19 protein-coding genes are annotated in these 21,261 nt (G+C 43.6%); 9 read left to right on the forward strand and 10 right to left on the reverse strand.

The annotated features are described in order from the left end of the window. From LRQ06_RS02115 to LRQ06_RS02125, 3 genes are read right to left on the reverse strand one after another with little or no spacing between them, the layout of a single operon-like run. On the reverse strand, positions 1–666 hold the full coding sequence (locus LRQ06_RS02115) for an amino acid ABC transporter permease (protein ID WP_232764791.1): 666 nt from the start codon (positions 664–666) through the stop codon (positions 1–3). Next, a complete protein-coding gene (locus LRQ06_RS02120) occupies positions 663–1,322 on the reverse strand; it encodes an amino acid ABC transporter permease (RefSeq protein ID WP_232764792.1) in 660 nt (219 codons plus the stop codon). The genes LRQ06_RS02115 and LRQ06_RS02120 overlap by 4 nt, the downstream gene beginning before the upstream one ends. Before the next feature lie 21 nt (positions 1,323–1,343). Continuing rightward, positions 1,344–2,171 carry a transporter substrate-binding domain-containing protein gene (locus LRQ06_RS02125; protein ID WP_232764793.1) on the reverse strand — a complete coding sequence of 276 codons (828 nt, stop codon included), beginning with the start codon at positions 2,169–2,171 and terminating at the stop codon, positions 1,344–1,346. Positions 2,172–2,630: 459 nt separating this feature from the next. Here LRQ06_RS02125 and hisC point away from each other — a divergent pair, with 459 nt between their 5' ends. From hisC to LRQ06_RS02160, 7 genes are all read left to right on the forward strand, one after another. Beyond that, positions 2,631–3,761, forward strand: a complete 1,131-nt coding sequence (gene hisC / locus LRQ06_RS02130) for a histidinol-phosphate transaminase (RefSeq protein ID WP_232764794.1) — start codon at positions 2,631–2,633, stop codon at positions 3,759–3,761. A 240-nt stretch (positions 3,762–4,001) separates the two neighbouring features. Further along, positions 4,002–4,985 carry an ABC transporter substrate-binding protein gene (locus tag LRQ06_RS02135; protein WP_232764795.1) on the forward strand — a complete coding sequence of 328 codons (984 nt, stop codon included), beginning with the start codon at positions 4,002–4,004 and terminating at the stop codon, positions 4,983–4,985. 1 nt (position 4,986) lies between these two features. After that, complete coding sequence (locus LRQ06_RS02140) at positions 4,987–5,844, forward strand: ABC transporter permease (protein WP_232764796.1); 858 nt, start codon at positions 4,987–4,989, stop codon at positions 5,842–5,844. Positions 5,845–5,846: 2 nt separating this feature from the next. Continuing rightward, a complete protein-coding gene (locus tag LRQ06_RS02145) occupies positions 5,847–6,611 on the forward strand; it encodes an ABC transporter ATP-binding protein (RefSeq protein WP_232764797.1) in 765 nt (254 codons plus the stop codon). A gap of 31 nt (positions 6,612–6,642) precedes the next feature. Next, a complete protein-coding gene (gene hisD, locus LRQ06_RS02150) occupies positions 6,643–7,959 on the forward strand; it encodes a histidinol dehydrogenase (RefSeq protein WP_232764798.1) in 1,317 nt (438 codons plus the stop codon). Positions 7,960–7,961: 2 nt separating this feature from the next. Next, positions 7,962–9,278 (forward strand): hypothetical protein, encoded by a 1,317-nt coding sequence (locus LRQ06_RS02155; RefSeq protein WP_232764799.1) that lies wholly within the window; start codon positions 7,962–7,964, stop codon positions 9,276–9,278. After that, the gene (locus LRQ06_RS02160; protein ID WP_232764800.1) at positions 9,271–10,026 is read left to right on the forward strand and encodes an SDR family NAD(P)-dependent oxidoreductase; all 756 of its coding nucleotides are present in this window, start codon (positions 9,271–9,273) and stop codon (positions 10,024–10,026) included. Before LRQ06_RS02155 ends, LRQ06_RS02160 begins: the two co-directional genes overlap by 8 nt. A gap of 47 nt (positions 10,027–10,073) precedes the next feature. Here LRQ06_RS02160 and LRQ06_RS02165 read toward each other — a convergent pair whose 3' ends face one another. Continuing rightward, positions 10,074–11,210 (reverse strand): alpha-hydroxy acid oxidase, encoded by a 1,137-nt coding sequence (locus tag LRQ06_RS02165; protein WP_232764801.1) that lies wholly within the window; start codon positions 11,208–11,210, stop codon positions 10,074–10,076. A gap of 143 nt (positions 11,211–11,353) precedes the next feature. Here LRQ06_RS02165 and hutC point away from each other — a divergent pair, with 143 nt between their 5' ends. After that, positions 11,354–12,112 carry a histidine utilization transcriptional repressor HutC gene (hutC, locus tag LRQ06_RS02170; RefSeq protein ID WP_232764802.1) on the forward strand — a complete coding sequence of 253 codons (759 nt, stop codon included), beginning with the start codon at positions 11,354–11,356 and terminating at the stop codon, positions 12,110–12,112. 6 nt (positions 12,113–12,118) lie between these two features. Here hutC and LRQ06_RS02175 read toward each other — a convergent pair whose 3' ends face one another. Continuing rightward, the gene (locus tag LRQ06_RS02175) at positions 12,119–13,474 is read right to left on the reverse strand and encodes a formimidoylglutamate deiminase (RefSeq protein WP_232764803.1); all 1,356 of its coding nucleotides are present in this window, start codon (positions 13,472–13,474) and stop codon (positions 12,119–12,121) included. An 87-nt stretch (positions 13,475–13,561) separates the two neighbouring features. Between LRQ06_RS02175 and hutG the strand changes: the two genes are divergently transcribed. Beyond that, positions 13,562–14,368, forward strand: coding sequence for an N-formylglutamate deformylase (hutG, locus tag LRQ06_RS02180; RefSeq protein WP_232764804.1), 807 nt, complete (start codon positions 13,562–13,564; stop codon positions 14,366–14,368). 45 nt (positions 14,369–14,413) lie between these two features. Here the strand turns inward: hutG and LRQ06_RS02185 are convergent, their stop codons facing one another. The 5 genes from LRQ06_RS02185 to oadA all read right to left on the reverse strand — a co-directional run bounded on the left by LRQ06_RS02185 (position 14,414) and on the right by oadA (position 21,236). After that, positions 14,414–14,941: a lipocalin family protein gene (locus LRQ06_RS02185; protein ID WP_232764805.1), complete on the reverse strand. Its 528-nt coding sequence runs from the start codon at positions 14,939–14,941 to the stop codon at positions 14,414–14,416. Positions 14,942–15,052: 111 nt separating this feature from the next. Beyond that, entirely contained in the window at positions 15,053–15,970 is a 918-nt protein-coding gene (locus LRQ06_RS02190) for a triphosphoribosyl-dephospho-CoA synthase (protein ID WP_232764806.1), read from the reverse strand. Between the two features lie 250 nt (positions 15,971–16,220). Then, complete coding sequence (locus LRQ06_RS02195) at positions 16,221–17,894, reverse strand: ATP-binding protein (RefSeq protein ID WP_232764807.1); 1,674 nt, start codon at positions 17,892–17,894, stop codon at positions 16,221–16,223. Positions 17,895–18,125: 231 nt separating this feature from the next. Further along, entirely contained in the window at positions 18,126–19,430 is a 1,305-nt protein-coding gene (locus LRQ06_RS02200; RefSeq protein WP_232764808.1) for a sodium ion-translocating decarboxylase subunit beta, read from the reverse strand. Positions 19,431–19,439: 9 nt separating this feature from the next. Further along, positions 19,440–21,236: a sodium-extruding oxaloacetate decarboxylase subunit alpha gene (oadA, locus tag LRQ06_RS02205; RefSeq protein WP_232764809.1), complete on the reverse strand. Its 1,797-nt coding sequence runs from the start codon at positions 21,234–21,236 to the stop codon at positions 19,440–19,442. Positions 21,237–21,261: the final 25 nt, after the last annotated feature.

Genomic DNA, 21,261 nt, shown 5'->3' on the forward strand with positions numbered 1-21,261 from the left:
TTATCTTTCCATATATTTTCTCAGACGTTTCTCAGCTAACATGCCAAGACGCGATGTAACCTCAGCAAAAACCAGATAGGCAACCGAAAGTACAAATAATGTTTCTGCGTACGCATAGGTCTCCGAACCAATACCGGTTAACACAAACGTTAACTCCGGAACGGTTACGATAGACAGTACCGCCGTTTCTTTACTTAAAATGATGGAGGTATTGACTAAGGCAGGAATAATAAGCACCATCATTTGTGGGATCTGGATACGCCAGATTATCTGAGGGACAGAGAATCCCATAATCTGAGCCGCTTCCACATGACCTTTAGGAACAGACTGGAACCCCGCCCGGAATATTTCCGCGTAGTAGACGCTTCCATATATTGCCAGCCCAATAATTCCGGCCTCCAACGGTTCCAGATAGATACCAACAGAAGGTCCGCCATAATAAAGAAGAAATAGCTGAATCAGAAAAGGCGTTGTCCGGATTATTTCGACAAAGAGACGAACAGGATAACGGAATATGGCTGATTTAGCCGTCAGACCCAAAGCAAGAATGAGCCCTATTCCCATACCAATAAAGCAGGAAACCACCGTCGTGAAGATTGTTGTTCCGAATCCGCTGAGAATTTCCGGCATGTGACTGGTAATAACAGAAGGATCAAAGGTCATCATAGTACCACCTCATGCCGTGCCTTGCGTTCCAGCCACAACCCCAGAATAGCGACCAAACTATTAATGATAAAATACAGGGCGCCTGCCGCCAGATAAAACTCAAATGGCTGAAAATTACTGGCAGCCAGATTTTGTGCCGTTCGGGTCAGTTCTGCGATCCCAATCACCGAGATCAGAGAGGACGCTTTGACAAGAAGAATAGTTTCATTAATAAGTCCCGGAATCGTCAGCCGGAAAACCTGAGGTAACTGCACATGTAACAGAATTTGCAACTGGCTCATTCCAAGCATCTGCGCCGATTCCTGTTGACCGTCGGGTAAAGACTGGAACCCTCCACGGAGTATCTCCGTCATATAAGCGCCTGAACACAATCCGATGCATCCTATTGCGGCGACTAAGGCCGGTACTTTGATACCAATAAGAGGCAAACAATAGTAAGCCACCATCAGCTGCACCAGCAAAGGAATGCCCCGGAAAACCGAAACATAAATCTTAACCATCCGCTGTAAATAAAGGTTTGAAGACAGGCGCAATGCGCACATCACCATACCGACGATAAGTCCCAAAAACACTGCCATAAAAGAGAGAAACAGGGTCATTTTGACCCCATCCCATAAGAGCGGGAGTGTTGAGGGAAGAATCGAAAAGTCGAGCATTTCCGGATCCTCCCTGACAAATTAGATGACTGGAACCACAGTTTCCTCTGGCAGGCTCATTTCCACACCAAACCATTTTTTCTGAATCGATTTCATCCGGCCATCTTTTTCCATTTTCACCATAATGTCGTCGATTTTTTTCAGTAATGATGCCGAATCTTCATCTTTACGGACAACATAGCCAAAATAGGTCTTTTTACCAAACGGAGGCATCACCACTTCAAAGTTCTTATGCTGACTCGCCATGTATCCGATATTGGGTAATGCATTTGCAACCGCGGCAACGCGTCCCGTCATGATTTCAGAATACGCCTGGTTAAAATCAACATAGCTTTTCACTTCAACCGGTTTTGATAATGTTGCAGAAAAATCGTTTAACTGCTGTTCCTGAGCCGAAGACTTTTGTACACCAATGGTCATTCCGGCGATGTCCGATGGTTTACTGATCCGGCTATCACCACGTTTTTTTAGCAGCGCTACAGAGGCATCCGCAATCGGATAGGTAAAGCTATATCTTTTAACCCGTTCCTTAGTAATGGTCACCGGACCGGCAACCATGTCGAACTTATCCGCTTCCAGCCCGGGTAAAACACTCGGCCACGGTAAATCAACATAACTGACTTTTACACCCAGCTCTTTGCCCACCTCATCAAAGAAATCTTTGTTAAGCCCGACATGTTTATTCCCTTTCAGAAAATCAAAAGGGGCAAATTGCATCTCCGTACCGATGACCAGCTCACCTTTTGCTTTGATATCCGATAAAACGTCCGCGTTTGCTGTAAAAGCAAGCAGTCCCGAAAGCAATAAAATTGCTTTTCCTAATCCACAAGCCACTTTTTGTTTTCGCATTTTCATTCTCCATTCAGCAGAATTCGGTTCAACCGACATAAAATCCATTTTTTCGCTAGTGAGACAAAATCTACGCGACACTGCCTTTCATTCGACAAGCTCGCAAGAAATTGTATATACATATATATCACAGCTTTTTTTCATCAAACAGAGCTAATAACAAATTTATTTGTAAAAATTGTGAAATAGTTATTTCTGATTACCACACAAATAAGATGATGAAATAATGCACCAACAACATCTACACACCACCATTATAGCTGCTTTATTATCTCAATCATGTGCTGACCATGTAATCCACTCTCTTGAAATCTCCTTAAATTAACAATTACCCCAACAAATTAACATTTGGGTAATTTGATTTATTTCTGGACTAATGCGCTTAAAAACTATACATGTATATACTAATTTTATTCGTAAACATCGGGACAGATGAATCTGGTATAAGGAAAGAATAAGATGCAAACCATGGATGAAATCGTCGATAAACTGGTCAGTCACTATGTTGCCCCACTACATGACTACAATGCGGGTCTTTCCGTTGAGGCTTTAAAGAAAAAGTACAACGTTTCAAAAATTGCCAAGCTCGGCAGCAATGAAAACCCTTTCGGAACACCGGAATCGGTCAGAAAAGTTCTTAATGAAATGCACAATCTGGCGCATTATCCGGATCCCGGATGCCATGAATTAAAAGTGACACTTGGTCAACGCTACGATACCCCCCCTTCTCATATTGTTACTGGTAATGGTTCTGAAGATATCATCAACATGCTCTGCCATGCTTTTCTGGAAGACGGTGATTCCGTTCTTACTGTCACACCTTCATTCGGATTGCACATTCTCTACCCTGAGTCCCATGGTGCCAATGTCATTATTTCCCAAATGACAGACGCACTGACATTCGATATTGATGACTTAACACAAAAACTGGAGCACATACGACCCAAACTTTTTTTCATTGCCAGTCCCAGTAATCCTGTTGGGTGTACACTTTCCTCCGTAGAAATCGATCAGCTACTCTCTCACCAGTCATCTGACACACTCTTTGTTTTTGATGAAGCCTACTTTGAATTTGCGGCCTGCGAAGATGGCTATTGTGACGTACTCGAAAAACTGAAATCATCCGGTAAGCCTTTCATCTTACTCAGAACACTGTCGAAAGCGTATTCACTGGCAGGTTTGCGGATTGGTTATGCTCTGTGTGCAACTGAAAACATGGCAACATACCTGAATAAAGTGCGTCTGCCTTTCAATGTTAACCGGTTAGCCCAAAAAGCAGCCATTGCCGCTTTAGCCGATGCAAAACATCTGGAAAAAACGCTCATCTGGAACAAACAAGCCCGGGCGATGCTTTTTAATGAACTGACAAAATTAGACTTAAATCCCATCCCCTCTCAGGGTAATTTTCTTTTTTTCTCAACCTCCATGCCTTCGGTCAATATAGCAGAAAGACTTCTTACAAAAGGGGTTATTGTCAAACCCTGGGCTGAGAAAAACTACACAAACTATCTGCGGGTTTCAATCGGAACTGATGAAGAAAATCAGCACTTTATAACCAGCCTGAAGGCAATTCTTAACGAAACAGGCTGATTTTATTGAAACGGGCAAGCGTCGGAATCCATACTGACCGTTTATCGCACACATTCAGGTCAAAAAAACAAAATTGAACAAATTTGGTGCTGTACATAATTAAGTAATTAATCAATAATTCAATCAATACAAGGAACGGTATAAGAATCCGGATATGGCACGGCAGGTGCATGTTAACTTGTATATACATATATAACCAATACGACAATAACAGACAATTATCACAGGGAGAGTACGATAATGATGGTTAATTGCGCGAAAAAATTATCTAAAGCCATTACCCTATCTTTGGCAGTTTTGTGTTCATCAAATGCGCTGGCAGAAAATCTGGGTAAAATGAAAATGGGTATTGAACCCTGGTTAGGTTATGGCTTGTGGCACATCGCAGCACAGGACAAATTGTTCAAAAAAGAAGGCTTTGAAAACGTTGATATTGTCAACTTTGCCGAAGATAAAGACATCAATGCCGCATTAGCCAGCGGTCAGATTGATGTAGCGAACATTGCCACTCACACGGCAATGGGCATGATCTCAGCCGGTCTGCCAATTAAAGTCATTATGTTGCTTGATCAGAGTGAAACCGCCGATGCTCTAATCACTTCTGATAAAATCAAATCACTTAAAGACCTGAAAGGAAAACGGGTTGCCTACGAAGAAGGAACAACCAGTGATATTCTGCTTCACAGTGCATTAAGCTCAATCGGTTTAACCATAAAAGACATCATACCGGTCCCAATGCCGGCATCAAATGCAGGCAGTGCACTTATCGCCGGTCAGGTCCCTGTTGCCGTAACCTATGAGCCATACCTAACAGCGGCTAAAAACAATGATGCATCCATTAAAATGCTTTACAGCGGTGCATCGGACCCAGGTTTAATCAGTGACGTATTAGTCGTTCGCCAGTCAGTGATCGATAAACATCCGGAACAGATCACCGCGTTAATCGATGTATGGGCTAAATCACTGAAGGAATATAATAACAATACGAAACGTGGCAGAGAGATTATATCTAAAGCGGTCGGCGCCAGCCCGGAAGAACTGTCAACGGCTTTTGATGGCGTAGAATACCTTGATATTCCAACGAACAAATCCATGTTAGACGGTGAATTCAAAAACAAAACTTTCCCGCATATTTTGAAAGCCGCAAATGAAGCCAATATTATTTCAGCTGATTTAACCTTCAAGCAGGTTGTTGATCCTTCATTCATTGAAACTAAAGAATAAAATGTCTGTGACAGATCTGGAGAGCTCCGGCTCTCCAATTAAAAACAAGACAAAACAGGGAAAGACATTGAAACGAACATTATTCACCATAGGGCAAACACCGACCAAAACGCAGGCAATCTGCATTGGTATAGCAACGTTTATCATCCTTTTCGTTATATGGTGGCTGGCAACCTCAACAGGAAAAGTAAAACCGATATTTTTACCCGGTTTAGAACAGGTCTGGAACCGGCTGATAAAATTAGCCAGTCAGGGAATCTTATGGGAAGACCTTCAAAGCAGTCTCTACCGGATTATGATCGCCTTTTTAATTTCATCAGTCATGTCGATCATTATCGGAATTCTGGCCGGATGCTACGGTTTTGTAAAAGCAATGGTAGAACCTCTTGTTGACTTCATTCGTTACATGCCTGTGGTTGCCTTTGTACCCCTGACGATTCTGTGGACGGGAACGGACGATTTTCAAAAATTCCTTGTCATCTGGATCGGTACCTTTTTCCAACAGGTTTTAATGATGATCGATGCCGTAAAACGGGTACCGAAAGATTTCATCGGATTAGGCCGGACTCTGGGAATGAATGATGGAAAAATCCTGTTCAAAATTGTTCTTCCATCCGCTTTGCCTGACATCTGGGATGCATTAAGAATCAGTCTCGGCTGGGCCTGGACATGGCTTGTATTAGCAGAACTTGTTGCTTCTACCTCCGGACTGGGTTACCGCATCGTCGTTTCTCAGCGTTATTTTCAAACTGATACCATTATTGGATATATCCTTCTGCTGGGCGTTCTCGGACTCATTACGGATCAAATTATGCGCGCAGCCGAACGTTTCTTATTCCGGTATAACAAGCGAGGTTAAGCATGGCGACTCTGACAATCAATCATTTAATCAAGAGTTATCCTGCTAAAAAAAGAGAGCGGAACGTTGTTCTTGATAATATAAATCTGACACTCGCAAACAATGAATTTGTATCCATAGTCGGAGCATCTGGCTGTGGAAAAAGTACTTTACTCTCAATCGCGGCAGGCCTTGAAGATTTTGACTCCGGAGATGTTCTGGTCGATGGCAGCTCAATCAAAGGTCCGGGAATTGATCGTGGCGTTGTGTTTCAGTCGTACACGCTCCTTCCCTGGCTGACTGCCAGACAAAATATTGAGTTTGCTCTCAAGGCGGCCGGTTATAACCATTCCGAAAGCATTGAACTGGCCCAGCAACATCTGGAACTGGTCAAACTTGGAAATGCAGCAGACAAATGGCCGGCAGAGCTTTCCGGTGGGATGAAACAGCGCGTTGCTATCGCCCGGGCACTTTCTTACCGGCCCAAAATTTTACTGATGGATGAGCCATTTGGTGCACTCGATGCCATGACACGCCAGCAAATGCAACAGTTGCTTTTGGAAATATGGGAGAAACACCGTCTGACCGTCATGTTCGTTACTCACGATATTGAGGAAGCGGTCTATCTTTCAGACAGAATCGTCATCATGAAACCAGGCGCAATCGATGAAACCCTCGATGTTGATCTTGAAAGGCCAAGGCCTCTTTCTATTACCCGCACCAATGAATTTGCGGAATTGCAACAACATGTCTACGACAGGATCAGTCAACCATTAGAAATGGCATAGAGACAGGGATATAAAGAAAAGGATTTAAATAATGACTATTTCATTTTTTGATTTAACCCATTCCACAGAAATTCCGGCAAATTTGCTGGCAAGAACCGAATCGGATCTATCCTTCTTTACGGAAAAAGTCACACCGATTATTCATGAAGTAAAAGAAAAAGGCGATGACGCTTTAATTCAGTTTGCCAGGGATTTTGATGGCGTTATTCCACAAACCTTTTCAATCAAAGCGGAAGAAAGCGAATTTGATGCCGCCTTTAACAACCTCGCTCCGGAATTAATCGAAACCATAAAATATTCCGTTGAAAATGTCCGGGCATTTCATCAGGCACAAAAACCGGAAGAAATGTGGATGAAAGAGATGAAGCCCGGTGCGTTTGCCGGTGACAGGCATGTCCCGATTGATGCGGTGGCCTGCTATGTACCCAGAGGAAAAGGTTCTTTTCCAAGTGTGCTGATCATGACCGCGGTTCCTGCTGTCGTTGCCGGTGTCCCCCGACCGGTTATCATTACCCCTCCGGGTCCGGATGGCAAAGTTGATGATGCAACATTAGTGGCAGCTCGGCTGGTTGGTATTAAAGAAGTCTATAAATGTGGTGGCGCACAAGGTGTTGCTGCCGTCGCGTTTGGCACTGAGTCGGTACCGAAATGTCTGAAAATCGTGGGGCCGGGCAGCCCCTGGGTCGTTGCAGCCAAAAAGCAACTGGCTCACCTTTTGGATCCGGGAGTACCGGCAGGTCCGAGTGAAAGCATCATTCTGACCGATGATTCTGCAAATGGAAAACTTGCCGCACTGGACTTGCTGATAGAGTCAGAACACGGCCCGGATTCATCCGCATTTCTTGTTACATCCTCCGAACGGGTAGCAAATGAAGCGTTGACAGCCATACCCGAATACTGGCAGAAAATGCCGGAACAACGTGCAAGCTTTTCCCAGACAGTATTGTGTGGTGAACATGGCGGCATCATTCTGACAAAAGACTTCGAACACGCGATTGAGTTTGTCAATCAATACGCTCCGGAGCATTTAGAAATCCACTCGACAGAGCCGATGGCAACCATGACCAGAATCCGGAATGCCGGAGAGATCTTACTGGGTGAACATACTCCGATCTCTTTAGGTAATTTTGTTCTGGGTCCCAACGCGGTTTTGCCAACGAATGGCGCAGCAAAAACTGCCGGACCGCTATCCGTGTTTGACTATATGAAACGCATATCCATCGGTTATGTCACCAAAGAAGGTTATCCTGAACTGGCAGAAAATGCGAAACGTCTTGCTGAATACGAAGGTTTTTCCAGCCATGCTCTTGCCGTGTCAGAAGTACGCCAACGCATTCAGGGAGAATAAAAATGACATCCTCCATTCTGAGCGCCCCCCTCGCCGCTCAGGCACATGCCCTGAGTAAAAAAGGAGACTGGAATGGTGCAGCGGAAAAGCTGAAAACACTAATATCTGAACTCACAGAATCAGACGTCATCCAATTGTCAATCAACCGCGATCAATACAGCCTGAATTCACTGAATGGCTTCGTCTCTCTCAGCAATGGTCGTGAGTACTTTTTCAAGTATCATCATGAAGAAGGCGAAGAACACTCCATTGAGGAATATTACCGGGCAGAATTACTCAAAGAACATGGCTTTCCGGTTGATGTTCCGGTTTTCGCCTGTAAAGAACCGGGAAGACAAATCCTGCTGTACAACAAAAGAAATGATAGTAGATTGGCGGATGTCTGCCGGGAAATCGAATCCGGTCACAATCCGGATCTTCTTTTTTCAGTTGTTGATGCCCAGATTGAATTCGATAAATTAACACTGTCGAAAACGTTGCAATCCTATAAAACGGCCACGGCAGAACAGGTCGGTGCTGAAGCCATACACCAACTATTTTACCGAAGATTAACCGATGGTAAAAATCCGGATGGATTCGGCGGTCGGGTAAACACATTTTATGTAAATAAACGTTTTCAGCTGGGAAATGTCATTTTGGACTGGGAGACCTTCTCTCATGCAAAATGGCAAATAAACGGAGACCTTTTCCCTTTATCCATTCATGAACTATTCACCCTGTCTGCAAAAAAATTACAACCTGAGCATTTAGCCCGTCACGGAGTGGTCACGGCTCATGGTGATGCTCATAATGCGAATGTGTGGTATGAAGACGGAGAAAAAGCCATCCTATCCTTATTCGACCCAGCTTTTGCCGGGGAATACATTCCCGCGTTACTGGCTGAGATAAAAGCCACATTTCACAATATATACGCCCATCCATACTGGTTATACGAACCGTCACTGGCTGAACAACAGTATGAGGTTACCGCCCAATACGATCCTGAATCGAACCGGATTATCGTCACGCACAACTGGCAGCTCTCCCGTCTCAGAGGCTTATTTTTAGAATCAAAAGTCACTCACTACTGGAAACCTCTTATTACCTTCTTACAGAGAAAGAATGTACTACCTTCTGACTGGAAAGAAATCATCCGGATGGGGCTATTCTGTTGCCCGACACTCGTCATGGACCTCCGGGCTAACGGCCTTAGTTCTCATACCACTCATAGCTCACCTCTGGGATTTGCCATTGCGGTAAGTCTGGCGAATTCATCAGAAAGCAGTTTAAGTAACTGGCTTGATAAGATATCGATATCTCAGGATGAAAAAAATGAATGATTCACGATTTTCGGTTATTGGAAAAAATGTATTAGTCACCGGAGCAAGCCGGGGAATAGGGTTAGCGCTTGCTGATGGATTTGCGAAAGCCGGTGCTAATGTGATGCTTACCGCCCGCTCTCAGACGGATCTTGAGAAAGCCATTGAAAGTATTGGTGACGTATCCGGAACCCTACAAGCGTTCGAACTCGACGTAACCAATCTATCCAATATCAAACAGGTATTCAGCCAAATTGACAATATTGACATTCTGATCAATAACGCAGGAACCGAACGGGTTTGCCCGTCTTTGGATCTGACGGAAGATATCTGGAACAAAATCATTGATACCAATCTGAAAGGTTCACTTTTCTGCGCCCAGGCCGCCGCAAAAAAAATGATAAAAAATGGCCATGGTTCCATTATTAATCTGTGTTCATTAACCAGTGAAGTTGGAGTTCCCGGTGCCGTTCCGTACGGGGCATCGAAATCCGGAGTCTTAGGCATAACCAGAGCATTAAGTACAGAATGGGCTTCGCAGGGAATCCGGATCAATGGTATCGGTCCGGGCTATTTTCAGACTGAAATGACCGAAGTGTTTTACGAGGACAAAAACTGGTGTGAACAAATGCTGAGTAAAATACCTCAGCAACGTTTTGGAGAACTGGATGATCTGATCGGCACCGCTATCTTTCTGGCTTCAGATGCCTCAAAATATATTACCGGACAGGTCATTTATGTGGATGGAGGCTATCTGGCTGCCATTTGATTCGTTCAGCAGGAAAGCATAAAGCCTCTCCTGCTTTTCCCACGACTTCACAGCGATTTCAGCAATGAAGCATCAATATCACCGAGGGTTTTACAGCCAAGCTGAGCCATGGTAAGACCAACTTCCTGCTTAAGAATGTCCATTACTTTCATTACACCTTTCTGACCTTCCACTGCCAGCGCATATAAAAAAGGCCGCCCGATTAACACACCATTCGCGCCCAGAGCAATGGCTTTTACAATATCGGTACCACGACGGAATCCACTATCAACCAGTAATAGCGGGGTCTGACCTATCGCTTCTCTCACATCCTGAAGCATATCCAGTGGACTGATGGTTCCGTCTAACTGACGCCCTCCATGATTAGACAATACAATGCCGTCACAACCTCTTGCAATCGCCTGTCTGGCATCATTTACACTCATCACTCCTTTAATCACCAGTTTTCCATCCCACAGACTGCGTATCCAGCTTAATGTTTCCCAGTCTAATGTCGGATCCATCTGCTCAGCAAAGTATGCGGCGGCACTGACGCCTTTCCGGTATTTTTCAGGAAGATAAGGAATCAGGTTACCAAAGCCGGGAACGCCCTGAGGCAGGATCACTTTCCCGACCCAATATGGGTGCATGGCAATATTCAACTTACTTTTCCACGATAAATGAAACGCTTTCGAATAATTTCGTTTATCCCGCTCACGATTACCAAAATACACCGCATCAACAGAGACAACTAATGTTTCACACCCTTGATGTTTTGCCCGTGATAGCAGATCTTCCGTCACTGAACGGTCCCGCAAAACGTACAGCTGGAACCAGTGATTCTTCAGATTGTGTTTTCCGATTTCTTCAATGGAACTGGTCGAGACCGTACTCTGAATATAAGGAATACCACTCTGACCGGCAGCCAGAGCCAGGTGTTCGTCCGCATAATGACAAAGCATGCCATTATATCCCGTAGGAGCCACCGCAAACGGGGCTGAAAACGTATTTCCAAACCAGTTGGCAGAAGTATCCCGTTCATCGCAGTCAACAAGTACGGATGGGATAAATCCCCATTTAGAAAAAGCATGACGGTTTAGCTGCATCGTGGATTCTGATTCTGCTCCTCCGTCAACATAATCGAATGCAAACTTTGGCAGAATGTGTCTGGCTTTATTTCTGTAATCCTCTGAATTTAAAATCATGTATCGTCCTTTTACATGTACAATCGACTGAATATTATTTCATTTCACTTATTTATCCGATGTTACACCTAACTTGTATATACATCTAAAACTATTTCACGCTAAGATAGCTTTATCCCCCTAATAAACTGGTAAGCATGTAGATGGCAGATAAACCTCTCGCAAAACATCTGATAAGCAAAATGGAAGACAACCCGGCACCAATTTACAAACGCGTCAAAGATGCCATTGTTCACCATATCGCAAACGGTAAGTGGAAGTGCAACCAGAAAATCCCGTCTGAAAGTGATTTCGTTTCTGAACTGGGTGTAAGCCGGATGACAATTAACCGGGCCCTGCGCGAACTAACAGCGGAAGGCTATCTGTTCAGAATGCAGGGAGTTGGTACTTTCGTCGCTGAAATGAAAGGCTACACCGCTATGTTAGAAGTTCATAATATTGCAGAAGAAATCACCCAAAGAGGACATACCCATACCAGTAAACTGCTTTCTCTGACAGAGATACGCGCCGATCCGGAACAGGCAGCCGTGCTGGGGCTCAGTACCGGCGATAAAATATTTTATTCTCATATCATCCACTACGAAAACCAGGTTCCGGTTCAACTCGAAGAACGACTGGTTAATCCGCAGATGGCTCCGGACTATCTTCATCAGGATTATCAAAATCAGACACCCTATACCTATCTGATGAAAATCGCCCCGCTTACCGCCGGAGAACACATTGTTGAAGCGGTTATGCCAACAAACCGTCAAAGGGCTTATCTGAATATTGATGAATTTGAACCATGTCTTCTTATTCGCCGGCAAACCTGGAGTGAAAATAAAATCGTCACCTATTCAAAACTCCTGTATCCGGGTTCCCGCTACAAACTGCTCGGTCATTTTAAAGGGCACCACAGATAGAAACAGTTATCGGATCAGGTTTTTCATGACAACTCGAAAATCTGATGATAATTTTTCTTCCAAAGGATGATGTCCGTTGCTGATAACTTTACACCCGGCAACATAAACATTGTCTATCTGAGATTTTTCTCCTGCAAACAGCCAACGGTTCAACCATTGTTCCCGGGGCAGACAGGACATCCATTCATCAGGCTTCAGTTCCAGCCAGTCAGCGCGATAGCCGGTATCCAGTACACCCAGTCTCAAACCACAGGCCTGAGCTCCGCCTTTCGCAGCCTGAGTCCATAAAACCTCTCCCACGGATTTATTCTCAGAGGTCACAAGACAATTCCGTTTATGATGTATTAAGCGTTGTCCATATTCCAGCCATCTTAGCTCTTCAATAGCACTCAGAGACACATGACTATCGGAACCGACTCCCCAACGTCCATTCTGCTGCAAAAAATCAACCATAGGGAAAATACCATCCCCCAGATTGCCTTCAGTCGTGGTGCAAATACCAGCAACGGCACCACGTTGTGTAATAGCCGTCACTTCATCCGGACAAAGATGAGTTGCATGAATTAAATTCCACCGTTCATTCACATTCATATTATGACAAAGATACTCAACCGGCCTCTGACCACACCATTCGAGGCAGTCGTTCACCTCTTTTAGCTGCTCTGAAATATGAATATGTACCGGCAATCCGTCAGGTAAAGCATCAAGGATTTCTTGTATCTGTTGCACATTGACCGCACGAAGTGAGTGAAAACAAATACCCGAATTTTGCAGGCTTTCCTGATTGCCGGATAACGTTTCAAACTGACTTAAATATTGCTCCGTCGTCTGAATAAAGCGCTTCTGCGAAGAATGGGCAGGTTGATCACCAAACCCACTGAAGGAATACAACACCGGTAATAATGTCTGACCAATACCGGTATATTTCGCGGCCGCTTTCAATTGTTCCGACATATCGTCGTCTTTATAAGGGCGTCCCTGCACATCATGATGAAGATAATTAAATTCTGCGACCTGCGTGTACCCTCCTTTCAACATATCAACATACAGGTAGGCTGCAATCGCATGAACCTGTTCCGGCGTCAAGCGTTCAACCAGATGATACATCTGCTCACGCCAGGTCCAGAAACTGTCATTAGGGTTTCCGGCGACCTCAGATAATCCCGCCATTGCCCGCTGAAAAGCATGTGAATGGAGATTGGGCATGGAGGGAATAACGATCCCTTTAATATGTAACGCTTCACTGTCTTTCCGGGCATCCGGAGTAATTTGATCAATCAATCCGTTATCATCAACGGAGATAAACACATTTTTTTCCCACTGACCCCGGACATAAGCATCATCAATAAAAAACTGCTTCATCTTTCTGGCTTTCCCTGCTAATTTGTATATACATATTTATACTACACATATACAAATATGCAATACTCTGTCAGGAGGAGAATTGTTATGACCCCATTTCATTATATTCCGGGAAGCATTCCACTATTGATCAGCATTCCTCATGCAGGAACATCCCTGACAAAAGAAGTGGAAACAGGACTCACGAATGAGGCGAAAAGCCTGCCGGATACCGACTGGCACGTAAAAAGACTGTATCAGTTTGCACTTGATATGGGAGCTCATATGATCGTCGCCAATTATTCCCGTTTTGTGATCGATCTGAACCGTCCGGCGGATGATCAGCCTCTTTATAACACAGCAACTACCGGACTTTTCCCCACCACCTTATTTAATGGTTCTCCGGTTTATAAAGATGGACAGGCCCCCTCCGCTGAAACCAGAAAGGAATATCTGAAACAGATCTGGATACCGTATCACCAACAGATCCAGTCCGTGTTAACGCAATTCAAAGATGAATTCGGATACGCGGTATTATTTGATGCCCACTCCATAGCTTCCTGCATACCCAGATTATTTGATGGCCCTCTGCCTGATTTAAATATCGGCACAAACACAGATAAAAGCTGTAAAAGCCAAACCGTAACCGAGCTGAAAAATTACTGTCTCAGCCAGAACTACTCCTGGATTATTAACGGACGTTTTAAAGGTGGGCATATTACCCGGGCATACGGTTTACCGGAACAACATCAGCATGCGATGCAACTTGAGCTGGCACAAACCAATTATATGACTGAAAAACCACCTTTTTCCTGGGATCAGAAAAAAGCCAGCCAGCTTATGCCCGTTCTTAAAAACATCGTTACTCTTTTTTATCAATCGGTTGCCGAACAATACTCTCAAGTTTCAGAGTAATAACTCACACGGGCGGCATTAAGGGGCAAATGCAGACATTCTTAACTATTCCCAAGGCCCCTTTTGATCAACCCAAATGATATTTTTTGTATTAAAGCCCAGTTTTGCAGACAGTGTTTTAAACGCTTTGGAGACCGACGGTTCTACCTTCGGTTTTCTGGAGAGCAACCACAAATAAGAATGATCCGGGCCAGAGACAAACGCATATTGATAGTTCTCTTTGTCTAAATAAAAAATGACATAAGAACCATAGAAAGGACCAAAAAAAGACACTTTAAGATAGCCATCATCCGGATTATTGACAAAATAAGCTTTCCCTTTCGCTTCCTGCCACTCCCCTTTTTTCTCAGAGAACCCCCGGTTTAAAACAGATATGCCACCATCACTACGCAAACGATACTCAGCCGTAACATTGGTGAGGCCACGTTCAAAAGAATGATCGAGCCGGGCTATTTCATACCATTTACCTAAATACCGGTCTACTTCAAACTGTTTTACCGGAACAACGGAATCGGGCATCCCTAAACAGCCACAAATGAGAGAAGAGATAATTATGACGAAGAATTTTTTCACTTGTTAACTCATCCCTCTTAAGATCTATTGATCATCTAAGTAAAAACTTTTCTAACCTAACAGTCTTTCAGGAAAATATATTCCTGATAGAATAACATACGCTAACATGTATCATATTCTTTCATTACAAATATTTAACTGAGCTAAAAGCCAGGTAGCCGCCAGTAACACAGCACTTCCTTCCGGGCACAGTTTTTTTTGCTTCAATTCTCGGTCAAAGGCTAAGATTTTCTTTTCAAATTCCACGTCAGTTGTCGAGGGGTGAAGTAACATATCAAAAGCATAATCCTGAACGTAAGCTAATCCTTCAAGACCACCCTGTTTAATGATACTGGTGTCATGACTATTTGCCATAAGCACCAAAAGTGTTTTTGATAAAGCCTGTTCTTCTGATTGTCCTGCTTCGATAGATTTTTCATAAGCAGGTAACGCATGATGAAAAATAGTCGGATAACCTTGTGCCGCTTCTGTTTGTACTCCGGATACTTTCTTGTAACAGGAGTTACCTGTTACAGAAGAACCTTGCTGTCCCGCCGTAAGGGGAGCACAACAAAAAGTAATAACTCTCCGAATCTGCACCGCATCGAATGACCGCTTTCGGCCAAATAACCAACCAACAGCCCCACAGATTAGGCCAAGTGTGAAAATCATACCTCGTTGCGATATTTTCCCACTTGCCGCTTTTAAGACATCCTTTTCAGCCTTTAATCCCACTTCCTGCAACGCCGGAAATAAATGCCAGGCTTCTTTATGCTTCATTTCCATGCCTGTTTGAACAAATTCCTTCATGTACGTTCTGAGCACATTTGCACTGGCAATAGACGTATCAATATCAATCTTCTCCTGAATGCTTTCGGATGAGCAATCAATAAGACCGGCTTTAGGTGTGAGGTGTATTTCCAGCATTATTGCATGATAAGCCATATTCCCCGCAAGCTCACAGATATTAAGCTGTAGTTTACCACTGGCGGATTTCTGACAGATCTCACAATCGTCCATTAACAGCTTAAAAAAATTATTTGAAATCATGACTTATCATACTCGTATTAAAGTGCTCCATTTCTATCAATCATATTACGTTACGAAAACCACTTTTCTTGCTATTTTGATTGAACCATTTGGAACCTGACAAACTTTGTAAAATCCTATTTTGCTATGAGATAAGCATACTAAAAATGATATTCTTCATGCTTCGCTTTGGCATTAACAACATCAATGCATTTTATGGTTTTAATTTTCGTCATTCAGAGGCAAAAATATTAAAAGGCACTATGAATCATTACACCTCTGATTCTGTTTCCACCACTTCATTCTCAATGATTTCAGTTTTAGGAATAAAAATAGAGAAAATAGTTCCTTTCGGTTTCGCATCGTCTACCAAAATCACGCCTCCTGCATGGTTAACATAACGATTGATAAGATAGAGTCCGACACCACTGGCATCTTTCTCTGGGGCATTTTTACTTGATACTCCCTTAGAAAACATTGTCATAGCAAATTCAGGATCAATACCACAACCATTATCTTTCACCTCAATAACTAATTCCTTTCCGGCATCAGAAATAAGAAAAGAAACTACATTATTACTTTCTGGGTTTTTCTGTGATGCTTCAAAAGCATTATCAAGCAAATTACCGATAACTGCTGAAAGCTCACTGATCGTGATAGCTCTCTTTTCATCCATCAACTGGCACAGAGGATCAAACTGTAGTTCAAGCCCCAACTCTCTCGCACGGGCAGCTTTACCAATTAAAATACCGGCAACCTGCTTACAATGTATACGTTCAACAATGAAATCTATAATTTCTTGCTTACGATGTTTATCACTGTAGATAAATTCAAGAGCCGTATTTATATCACCCATCTCAAGTAATCCTGCGACAGTGGACATCCTGTTTTCATAATTATCTCTGAGTGCACGAAGACTATCGGTATACTGCTTAACCTGCGCTAATTCTTTGGTCAGTGAACTAATTTCCTCTTTTTTCCGGAAGCTTATCACCCAGCCGATAAATTTATCCTGATCAAAAATAGCCACTCGATTTGCAATAAGAACATTGTTATTAATTTTAATAAGTTCGTCGTTTAAGTTTTCTTCGAATGGTGTATGGAAAAAAAACTGCCCCTGATTTATAAAATCAGTAATATTATGTTGTTGTAACTCTTTGGGGCTCTTTTCGGTGCCAATCAGCGCACGAGCCGTATTATTCACCGTCAGGATTTTTCCTTTTTTATCAATAGCAATAATACCTTCGTATACCGATTGCATTATGGATTTACGCATATTATAGGCAAAAGCAATTTCTGCGGGCTCTTTACCATTCATATTCTTTTTAACGTGGTTTGAGAATAACCACCCCACAACTAAAGTAATAAATAGTATAATAAAAAAGTCCTGATATAACGGCTTCGCGTATTCTATCAGCCAACCGTCAATTCTATCGATTAGATATCCGACTGAAACAACACCAATAATCTTACCCTGACTATTTTTTACCGGTGTTTTTCCACGGACTGAATACCCTAAACTCCCTGAATTAAATGAGATATAAGACTTGCCTTTTTGTAATACTCCCTCGTTATCAGTACTTTGCATTGGCGTCCCGATTAAATCGGTTACGGGATGAGACAAACGAATCTTTTTGTCATCACCAACAACAATAAAATTCGCATCTGATATTTTCCGAAGACGTCCGACAATAGATTCTAATTCAGGGATATTCCTTTGGCTGACAGCCTTAATAATAGAAGGATCACTGGCGATTTCTTCCGCCTGCACCAATGCCCGGGTTCCAACCTGATGCTCAAGTGTATTCAAAAGAGCACTGCGGAAATTATCGGCGATAAATGCTAACTGAAATCCCATGGAGACTAAGATAAATATAAATATTTTATTTCGGAAAGAAACGCTATTCTGAATTTTCTCTAACAATTTAATTGGTGTATTTAACATGAAGTTCCCATCCTGATACCATCTCATTACTGGCTCAATATCCGTTGAACCTGATGAGGTCACGTTGCGACAAAAACAACGCCCTCATAACTGAATTCAAAAACGACAACAGGGAGAAATTACTTTCTCCCATTTAATCAATCAGTTAACACCAGCAAGAGTCTTGCTCTGATAACCTATTATACACATATTGTTTTTATTGTTATTTAAATCTTTTATCCACCGCTTACGTCAGCCTCCCAGAACATACTTGATCATCACGCCGGCAGCGACTGCCGATCCGATAACACCAGCCACATTGGGTCCCATCGCATGCATCAAAAGAAAGTTTTGGGCATTGGCTTCAAGGCCTATTTTATTACTGACCCTGGCCGCCATTGGTACAGCTGATACCCCGGCAGAGCCTATAAGTGGGTTCATTTTTTCTTTAGACAACATATTAATCGCTTTAGCCATCAATAATCCCGCCGCAGTTCCGACACAGAATGCCGCAATACCCAAAGCCAGAATTCCCAGAGTTTGAGGCTGAAGAAACTTCTCGGCCATCAGTTTAGAACCTACCGACAACCCGAGGAAAATGGTGACGATATTAATAAGAGCATTCTGAGCAGTGTCGTTCAATCGTTCCACAACACCACATTCACGCATCAGATTACCGAAGCAAAACATACCCAACAGCGGAGTAGCGGAAGGCAACAGCATTGCAATTAAAATAAGCAGCATCAGAGGAAAACAAATTTTTTCCAGTTTACCCACTGGGCGCAACTGATTCATCACAATATTTCGTTCACTTTCCGTTGTCAGGGCTCTCATAATCGGTGGCTGAATCATAGGCACCAACGCCATATATGAGTATGCTGCCACAGCAATTGCTCCCAACAGTTCCGGAGCCAGCTTGCTTGACACATAAATGGCTGTTGGACCATCTGCGCCACCGATAATTCCAATCGCAGCAGCCTGTGCAACACTGAAGTCCATAATACCTAGCTGACTTAATCCCAGAGCACCAAGCACCGTTGCAAAAATACCGAATTGCGCTGCGGCACCAAGTAACAATGTCTTAGGGTTTGCCAAAAGCGGACCAAAATCCGTCATGGCTCCAACACCCATAAAAATCACCAGAGGTCCGATACCGGAAGCAATTGCAACACTATAAAAGCTGTATAGCATACCATCGGTATAACTGAATTGTTCCGCCATCAGTTTCAGTTCTGCGTACTGTTTTGGTGTTGCCGAAGAAATCAAATGCTTAATACCCTCGGAAGACACATCCGTTGTTCCCAGAATTGAAGCGAAAGCCTGCATGACATCCAGTTTCCCTGCATGGAGAGCGGCATCCACCGCACTCGCCGCCAGGTTGGCATCCGGCAGATTAGCCAGAATGCCACCAACACCAATAGGAACAAGAAGTAGTGGCTCAAACTGCTTCACAATAGCCAAATAAAGAAGCAGTAGACCAACGCCAATCATGATGGCCTGACCCAATTGCAGATGAAGAAAACCGAAGTCTCTTATCAGTCCTAGAATACTATCCATTTCTTTCCCTTATGCTATTGCCAGTAAAGCATCACCAACCTGAACCGAATCACCTTCGGATACCTGGAGTTCATTGACAACACCATCGCGGGCAGCCCGGATTTCGGTTTCCATTTTCATGGCTTCCAGAATAAGCAAAACTTCGCCTTCTTTTACAGGTTGTCCGGCTTTAGCATGAATTTTCCAGATATTACCAGCCAGTGGTGCAGTGACAGTTTCAGCATCTGCTGCAACGGATGGAGCCGGCGCTGCTGCCACCGGAGCTTCAGTCTGAGTTTGAGAAAGAACAACCGGATCGCAACCTTCATTAATCTGAACTACATAAGACTGATTATTTACATTAACGGTATAAACCGCCGGTTCATCTTTACCCGATTTCGCAGCAGAAACAGCCGGAGCTGGCTCAGCTTCTGTCGGAACCGGTTCAAATGCGTCAGGATTTCCGCGGTTTTCCAGGAATTTCCATGCCACCTGATCAAACAGAGCAACGGTCAGAATATCATCAATCCTATTTTCAGCCAGAGTGATGCCTTTTTCTCTTGCTATCGCTTCAACCTGCCCGGTCAGAGCACTGACCTCCGGTTCAATCAAATCGGCAGGACGACAGGTAATCGGATCCAGACCTTCCAGTACTCTTTCTTGTAACGCCTGATCAACCGGGGCTGGTGTTTTACCATACTCGCCACGAAGAATACCCGCCGTTTCTTTTGAAATTGTTTTATAACGTTCACCCATCATCACATTAATCACTGCCTGGGTTCCGACAATCTGGGATGTTGGTGTAACTAAAGGAATGTATCCTAAATCCTGACGGACACGTGGGATTTCTTCCAATACTTCATCGATACGGTCCAGTGCATTCTGCTGTTTAAGCTGACTTTCCATGTTGGTCAGCATTCCTCCCGGAACCTGAGCGACCAGAATGCGGGAATCCGTACCCTTCATTTGACCTTCAAAAGAATGGTACTTCTTACGGACTTCGCGGAAATAGGCCGCCACACTCTCGACTTTCTCAATATCCAGACCAGTATCTCTTTCGGTCCCTTTCATAGCAGCAATAATAGACTCAGTTGCCGGATGACCATAAGTTCCACTCATTGAAGAAATAGCGGTATCAACCCTATCAGCACCGGCTTCAATGGCTTTCAGCAACGTCATATCGGCAAGGCCGGCTGTAGAATGGCAGTGAATATGAAGCTCAATATCCAGCTGTTTTTTCAGGGTAGAAACCAGTTCATAAGCTTCATATGGTGACATCACGCCAGACATGTCTTTGATGGCAATAGAATTAACGCCACATTCAACCAGCTGTTCTGCAACATCCACCCATGACTGCATAGTATGTACCGGACTGGTCGTATAACAAATCGTTCCCTGAGCATGCGCCCCCTGACGATTTACTGCCTGAATTGCCTGTTTTAAATTCCGGACATCGTTTAAGGCATCAAAAACCCGAAAGACATCCATACCATTTGCAACGGCACGTTCAACAAATTTATCAACAACATCATCAGCATAGTGCCGGTAACCCAGAATATTCTGCCCCCTGAATAACATCTGTTGTTTTGTGTTTGGCATTGCCTTTTTCAGTTCACGTAAACGAACCCATGGATCTTCGCCAAGGAAGCGAATACAAGAATCGAATGTTGCACCACCCCATGATTCAAGAGACCAGTAACCAATCTCATCCAGTTTAGAGGCAATAGGTAACATATCATCAAGGCGTAGTCGGGTAGCAAAGAGAGACTGATGAGCATCTCGAAGAACAACGTCAGTAATACCTAACGGTTTCGTTATTTTAGACATGGATAATCCCTTTAAATTCTTACTT

The organism is Vibrio salinus (assembly GCF_021272385.1).
Taxonomy (GTDB): domain Bacteria; phylum Pseudomonadota; class Gammaproteobacteria; order Enterobacterales; family Vibrionaceae; genus Vibrio; species Vibrio salinus.

Bases quoted from the DNA above. Each gene is read 5' to 3' on its own strand.
- LRQ06_RS02115 (WP_232764791.1), bottom strand. From the start codon at position 666: ATGATGACCTTTGATCCTTCTGTTATTACCAGTCACATGCCGGAAATT.
- LRQ06_RS02120 (WP_232764792.1), bottom strand. From the start codon at position 1,322: ATGCTCGACTTTTCGATTCTTCCCTCAACACTCCCGCTCTTATGGGAT.
- LRQ06_RS02125 (WP_232764793.1), bottom strand. From the start codon at position 2,171: ATGCGAAAACAAAAAGTGGCTTGTGGATTAGGAAAAGCAATTTTATTG.
- hisC (WP_232764794.1), top strand. From the start codon at position 2,631: ATGCAAACCATGGATGAAATCGTCGATAAACTGGTCAGTCACTATGTT.
- LRQ06_RS02135 (WP_232764795.1), top strand. From the start codon at position 4,002: ATGATGGTTAATTGCGCGAAAAAATTATCTAAAGCCATTACCCTATCT.
- LRQ06_RS02140 (WP_232764796.1), top strand. From the start codon at position 4,987: ATGTCTGTGACAGATCTGGAGAGCTCCGGCTCTCCAATTAAAAACAAG.
- LRQ06_RS02145 (WP_232764797.1), top strand. From the start codon at position 5,847: ATGGCGACTCTGACAATCAATCATTTAATCAAGAGTTATCCTGCTAAA.
- hisD (WP_232764798.1), top strand. From the start codon at position 6,643: ATGACTATTTCATTTTTTGATTTAACCCATTCCACAGAAATTCCGGCA.
- LRQ06_RS02155 (WP_232764799.1), top strand. From the start codon at position 7,962: ATGACATCCTCCATTCTGAGCGCCCCCCTCGCCGCTCAGGCACATGCC.
- LRQ06_RS02160 (WP_232764800.1), top strand. From the start codon at position 9,271: ATGAATGATTCACGATTTTCGGTTATTGGAAAAAATGTATTAGTCACC.
- LRQ06_RS02165 (WP_232764801.1), bottom strand. From the start codon at position 11,210: ATGATTTTAAATTCAGAGGATTACAGAAATAAAGCCAGACACATTCTG.
- hutC (WP_232764802.1), top strand. From the start codon at position 11,354: ATGGCAGATAAACCTCTCGCAAAACATCTGATAAGCAAAATGGAAGAC.
- LRQ06_RS02175 (WP_232764803.1), bottom strand. From the start codon at position 13,474: ATGAAGCAGTTTTTTATTGATGATGCTTATGTCCGGGGTCAGTGGGAA.
- hutG (WP_232764804.1), top strand. From the start codon at position 13,562: ATGACCCCATTTCATTATATTCCGGGAAGCATTCCACTATTGATCAGC.
- LRQ06_RS02190 (WP_232764806.1), bottom strand. From the start codon at position 15,970: ATGATTTCAAATAATTTTTTTAAGCTGTTAATGGACGATTGTGAGATC.
- LRQ06_RS02195 (WP_232764807.1), bottom strand. From the start codon at position 17,894: ATGTTAAATACACCAATTAAATTGTTAGAGAAAATTCAGAATAGCGTT.
- LRQ06_RS02200 (WP_232764808.1), bottom strand. From the start codon at position 19,430: ATGGATAGTATTCTAGGACTGATAAGAGACTTCGGTTTTCTTCATCTG.
- oadA (WP_232764809.1), bottom strand. From the start codon at position 21,236: ATGTCTAAAATAACGAAACCGTTAGGTATTACTGACGTTGTTCTTCGA.